Here is a 3,083-nt window from a genome sequence, read left to right as displayed (position 1 = left end):
CGACGTCGATCGCCTCCGCGGCCCGGCCGCTGCGCAGCGACGCCGCCTGCAGGTCCAGGACGACGAGCGACGCGGACGCCGACAGCGCGTCGAGCAGCGCCCGCAGGCGTTCGACGTCCTCGCGGCCGAACGACCCCGCGGGCCGGACGTTCGCGGTCAGCCAGGTCGTCTCCCAGGGCGTCGGCCTGGTCGTGCGGCTGGTCGTGCGGCTGGTCGTCCGGCTGGTCGTCGGGTCGGTCGTCTCGTCGTCGGTGCTGGTCATCGTGCCCTCCGGTGCCGCGGGGACTGCGTCGACGACCATCCGACCGCCGCCGGCTGTGACGTCCCTGGGTGCCGGCCCCCGGCTCGCTGAGAGCCTCCGTCCCGTCCGCGCGTCGCTCAGGGCGCGCCGGCCGCGTCGGCCGCCCGCATCTGCTGCTCCCAGAAGACGAGCCCGTACGGGATCGCCTCGGCCGCGGTGTTCCAGTCGTGGCCTCCGGGGACGATCCTCGTCACGACCGTCTGCCCGCGGGCCCGCAGGGCGGCCGTGAGGTCCGTGCGGGCCCGGCGCACCTCGGCGACGTCCTCCTCGTCACCGTCGGCGAGGAAGACCGCGACGGGGTGCGGCAGGTCGAGCGTCGGCAGGTAGCGCGACGGGGTGTGCGCCGCGAGGTCGCCGTCCGCGCCGAGCTGGTCGACGCCCGAGGAGCCGGGGCTGTCGTACGGCATGATCGCGAGGATCGTGCCGTACCGGTCGACGTGCCGCAGGCCCTGGTCGAGCGCGCAGTACGCCCCGGCGGACATCCCGCCGACCGCGCCGTACCGCCAGTCGCGCGACGTCGGGTAGTGGTCGTCCGCCCACGGCACGACGACGTCCTCGAGGTACGACTCGACCTCCGAGCCGCCCTGCGTCGAGTCGAGGCAGCCCGTGTCGTCGGTGCCCGTGCCGTTCGTGTCGGGCGTCACGACGATCACCGGCCGCAGCTGGCCCGACGTGATGAGCGCGTCGAGCGTCCGCGCGATCCCGTTGCCGAACCACGCCTGCGACGTGCCCGGCGCACCGTGCAGCAGCATCACGAGCGGGTAGAGCGTGCGGCCCGAGTCGTCGTAACCCGGCGGCGTGTAGAGGTACGTCGTCGACGTGGGCACGCGCAGGTCGGCGGGCGCCGCGATCGTCGTCTCGACGAGCCTGCCGTGCCCCGTCGGCGGTGGGGACGCGACCGTCGCGACGGTCGCACCGGGCGACGGGACGACCGACGCGGTCGGGCCGGGCCGCGGACCGGCACCGCCGAACCCCACGTACAGGCCGAGCCCGGCCACGTTCGGGACGTACCCCGAGAACGCGTTGGCCGCGACGGCGAGCGCGACGACGGTCACGAGCGTCGCCGCCGTGACGAACGGCCACGCCCGGCGGCGCCGCTTGGTCGGCCTGCGCGTGGCGGCGCCGTCCGTCGCGGGTGCACCGTCGTCCCCTTCGGACGCACCGTCACCGCCCCCACCGTGCCGGCGGCGTCGACGACGCACCGCGACCAGCACCAGGAACGCGGCGACCACCAGCAGCGCACCGACCGTCCACCACGACGAGATGGCGTCGCGCCGACCCGCGACGGCCCGGACGACCTCCGGGTCGAGCTGCGTCGGCAGGTGCACGCCAGGCACGCTCACCGGCATCCCCGCACGGTGCAGACGACGACCGCCACGCGCACCACCTCTCGACGCGCCGTCACGTCCCGCCCGCACCGGTCGGTGCCGGGAGGGCGGCCTCCCGACCGAGCGTGCCGCCGTGCCGCTCGGACCGCAACGGCGCGGCGGCCGCGTGCTCGCGACGGTCAGACGGCTCGCTCGACGTGGACGTGCACGACCGACGACGACTGCCGCACCGACGCGACGCGGTAGGCCGCCGGCAGGTCGTCGAGGTCCTCGAACAGCCGCTCGCCGCGGCCCAGGAGCACCGGCACGACGGCGTACCGCAGGTCGTCGACGAGGTGCGCGGCCAGGTACTGCCGCACGGTCGCCGCTCCCCCACCGAGCCGCACGTCCAGCCCGCCGGCGGCCTCGCGCGCCCGGTCCAGGGCCGCGTGGATCCCGTCGGTCACGAAGTGGAACGTCGTTCCGCCCGCCATCTCGAGCGGCGGGCGCGCGTGGTGCGTGAGGACGAAGACGTCGCAGTGGTACGGCGGGTCCTCGCCCCACCAGCCCTGCCACGACCCGTCGCCCCAGTCGCCACGGATCGGCCCGAACATGTTCCGGCCCAGGATCCACGCGCCGATCCCCTCGAAGCCCGCGTCGACCGCCTCGTCGTCGAGCGCGTCGGCGGGTGGGCGACCCTCGGCCTCGTCGAGGTCCTGGAACCGTCGCGTGCCGAACATCCAGCCGTGCAGCAGGTGCATCGCGCCCACGCCGAGCGGCTCGTCGAGCGACTGGTCGGGGCCCGCGACGAAGCCGTCGAGGCTCATCGACATCGTGTGCACGCGCAGCCTGCCGGTCCGGGTCATGGCGTCCTCCTGGTCGTGTCGGGATGCTGTCGTCGGGTGGTCGGAGCGGGCGTGCCGATCTCGACACGGCGATCGTGTCGAGATCCGTCGGCCGGCTCCGACCAGAGCGCGGACCACCCGCCCGGGGCGGTCGACCGACGGAAGGACAGACCCATGAAGTACATGCTGCTCATCTGGAACCGGCCCGGCTTCACGGACGAGCTCTCCGAGCAGGAGCGGACGGCGCTCTTCGCCGAGGTCGGCGAGATCATGGACGAGCTCACCGAGCGCGGGGAGCTCGTCGGCGGCGAGGCGCTCGCCGACCCGTCCGCCGCGCGCACCACGCGGTTCGTCGACGGCCGCACGACGCTCACCGACGGGCCGTTCGTCGAGAGCAAGGAGCAGTTCGCGGGCTACGTCGCGATCGACGTCGAGACGCACGAGCGCGCCGAGGAGATCGCCGCGCGCTGGCCGGACACCCGGTTCGGCGGGGCCATCGAGCTGCGGGCCGTCATGGTCGGGTCGGGCGAGGAGATGTGACGGTGCCTCCTGCGGCGGCGTCCGGGCCGGGCGCGGCTCCCCCGTCGGGCGCGGCTGCGGCCTCGGTCGAGGGCGTGCTGCGCGCCGCGG

4 protein-coding genes are annotated in these 3,083 nt (G+C 75.1%); 1 reads left to right on the top strand and 3 read right to left on the bottom strand.

Annotated features, from left to right (window positions below):
- The 3 genes from HGA02_RS14535 to HGA02_RS14525 form a co-directional block, all read right to left on the bottom strand.
- Nucleotides 1–262, bottom strand: a 262-nt coding sequence (locus HGA02_RS14535) for a hypothetical protein (RefSeq protein ID WP_168679698.1), incomplete at its 3' end; no start/stop codon positions are given.
- A gap of 116 nt (nucleotides 263–378) precedes the next feature.
- Nucleotides 379–1,644, bottom strand: a complete 1,266-nt coding sequence (locus tag HGA02_RS21490) for an alpha/beta hydrolase-fold protein (RefSeq protein ID WP_168679696.1) — start codon at nucleotides 1,642–1,644, stop codon at nucleotides 379–381.
- Between the two features lie 164 nt (nucleotides 1,645–1,808).
- A complete protein-coding gene (locus tag HGA02_RS14525; protein WP_168679694.1) occupies nucleotides 1,809–2,474 on the bottom strand; it encodes a dihydrofolate reductase family protein in 666 nt (221 codons plus the stop codon).
- 153 nt (nucleotides 2,475–2,627) lie between these two features.
- On the opposite strand from HGA02_RS14525, the gene HGA02_RS14520 reads away from it, so the two are divergent.
- Nucleotides 2,628–2,993: a YciI family protein gene (locus HGA02_RS14520; RefSeq protein WP_124342348.1), complete on the top strand. Its 366-nt coding sequence runs from the start codon at nucleotides 2,628–2,630 to the stop codon at nucleotides 2,991–2,993.
- The last annotated feature ends 90 nt before the right edge of the window (nucleotides 2,994–3,083 follow it).

This window comes from Cellulomonas septica, assembly GCF_012396155.1.
GTDB lineage: Bacteria > Actinomycetota > Actinomycetes > Actinomycetales > Cellulomonadaceae > Cellulomonas > Cellulomonas septica.
The sequence above is the reverse complement of the archived record's forward strand: the minus strand, read 5'-3'. Positions and strand labels throughout refer to the sequence as shown.

Excerpts from the sequence above, each read along its gene's own strand:
- HGA02_RS14525 (WP_168679694.1), bottom strand. The coding sequence starts at position 2,474 with ATGACCCGGACCGGCAGGCTGCGCGTGCACACGATGTCGATGAGCCTC.
- HGA02_RS14520 (WP_124342348.1), top strand. The coding sequence starts at position 2,628 with ATGAAGTACATGCTGCTCATCTGGAACCGGCCCGGCTTCACGGACGAG.